The organism is Candidatus Binatia bacterium (assembly GCA_036382395.1).
Lineage (GTDB): Bacteria > Desulfobacterota > Binatia > HRBIN30 > HRBIN30 > JAGDMS01.
Window position 1 is genome coordinate 1 of the sequence record DASVHW010000463.1, and the last position, 1,667, is coordinate 1,667.

The following is a 1,667-nucleotide window of genomic DNA, read 5'->3' on the forward strand; positions in this document are numbered from 1 at the left end:
TTCGTACGCAGATCGGTCTCGGCGCCATAGCCGGCGTCCATCAGGACTACGCCGCGCGCAAGGCCAGCCTCACATGCCCAGCGCAGTTGCTCGAGCGCGATCTCCGGCTTGGTCTTGAAGCTGATCCCTTCAGGCACACCCTGTGCTTGCTCAAAACTCCGGAAGGTCGAGAAAGCCTAGAGATTTTCGTGCCACCGCCATACTGTCGTGGGCATGGTCACAATTCTTTCCGCGCTCGTTTCCCTGCTCTCGTTCCGTATTCGCTGCCGCGCCTCACTGGAGCTTGAGCTCGTCGCACTTCGGCACCAAGTCGCCGTCCTGCGGCGGCAACGCCCTGGTCAGCTTCGGCTCTTCTCAACCGACCGGCTCCTCTGGGTGTGGCTGTACCGAGTTTGGCCGCAGGTCCTCAACGCCATGGTGCTGGTCAAACCAGCAACCGTGGTGCAGTGGCATCGCAAAGGCTTCCGGCTCTACTGGCGGTGGCGATCACGCCGTCTGGGGCGACCCAAGATGAGCGCCGAGATCCGTGATCTGATCCGCCGCATGAGCCTGGGCAACCCGCTCTGGGGCGCGCCCCGAATCCACGGCGAACTGCTCAAGCTCGGCATCGAAGTCAGCCAAGCCACGGTCGGCAGATACATGCCGTGGCGGCCCAAAGTCCCCTCCCCGACCTGGAGTAGCTTTCTCCATAACCACCTGACCGACATTGTGGCGATCGACATGTTCGTTGTCGCAACCTCAACATTCCAGCTTCTCTATGCCTTGATCGTCCTCGGCCATGACCGAAGAAAGGTTATTCACGTCGCGGTTACCCATAATCCCACCCAAGTCTGGCTCGCGCACCAAATGACAGAGGCCTTTCCCTGGGACACCGCGCCCCGCTATCTGCTGCGGGACCGGGACGCACCATATGGCCCGGTCTTTCGCGATCGAGTTCGGGTGATGGGCATCAAAGAGGTTGTTACCGCGCCGCGGTCACCTTGGCAGAATGCCTATGTCGAGCGCCTCATCGGCTCGATTCGCCGCGAATGTTTGGATCACATCATCATCTTTAACGAGCATCACTTGCGCCGCGTTCTGTCGTCATATTTTCAATATCATCACCAAACCAGAACGCATCTCTCGCTCGACAAGGATTGCCCCGAGACGCGCCCAATACACCCGCCAACCGCTGGCAAGATTATTGCGTTCCCGGAGGTCGGTGGCCTGCATCATCGCTACGAACGTCGCGCCGCGTGAGCCATTTCGGCGATCGAACAGGCGGCACGTTTCGGTGTGGGGGGCGTTCCGCTTTATAACCGTATCGCTCGGATGCAATGGCGCCCAGAACCCATGCATGGTGCCCAGGTCGCAGCAGCGACTAATGTTCTATTCAACTAATCAAAACTCGTCCGTCGCGATCTCATCGGCAAACCGATTCCCCGATCGAATAGGGTTTTGAGCAAGGACAGGTGCGCATCGAGGCATCATATGCGCCTTTCCGCGTCATTCCAGCCATTGAACTGCGCACCCTCGATACCTATTTAATTTTGCAAAGGCCGATTGTCCCTTCGGCCCGGTGCACGCGGTGCAATGCCCCCCAGCCCCAAGCCGCGTGCGCCACGCCACATGACACGAGTGCTGGAAACCTATTGTGTTGTTGACGTTGGAGCTTCCACAATAACCGT

General features: G+C 59.1%; 1 protein-coding gene and 1 pseudogene. One reads left to right on the forward strand and one right to left on the reverse strand.

The window, feature by feature from the left end; genetic code table 11:
• Window positions 1–140 (reverse strand): annotated as a pseudogene (locus VF515_22830) (transposase).
• A 274-nt stretch (window positions 141–414) separates the two neighbouring features.
• On the opposite strand from VF515_22830, the gene VF515_22835 reads away from it, so the two are divergent.
• The gene (locus VF515_22835; protein ID HEX7410464.1) at window positions 415–1,239 is read left to right on the forward strand and encodes an integrase core domain-containing protein; all 825 of its coding nucleotides are present in this window, start codon (window positions 415–417) and stop codon (window positions 1,237–1,239) included.
• Window positions 1,240–1,667 lie beyond the last annotated feature (428 nt).